This is a genomic window from Patiriisocius sp. 208BN25-11 (genome assembly GCF_058147145.1).
Genome location: NZ_JBYVJY010000113.1, coordinates 1 through 242 on the forward strand (window position 1 = coordinate 1; position 242 = coordinate 242).

Here is a 242-nt window from a genome sequence, read left to right on the forward strand (position 1 = left end):
TTTAATGTAGATTGGAGTGCTTCGGAAATTTTAAAGCCCAACCAATTCGGGAAGCAGATCGTTACTAATTTTGATATTGCAATAATACGTGAATATATAGACTGGTCTACTTTTTTTAGAAGTTGGGACTTGCACGGAAAATTTCCGAAGACATTAGAAGAAGAAGTAGTAGGAACCAAAGACACCGAATTATCTGCAGATGCCAAGGTGATTATGGATAAAATTATTTATGAAAAGCTCTT

Annotated in this window: 1 protein-coding gene; it reads left to right on the forward strand. The window is 34.7% G+C overall.

Annotated features, from left to right (window positions below):
• Positions 1–242, forward strand: a 242-nt coding sequence (locus tag ACY2RS_RS15785) for a vitamin B12 dependent-methionine synthase activation domain-containing protein (protein WP_490099609.1), incomplete at both ends; no start/stop codon positions are given.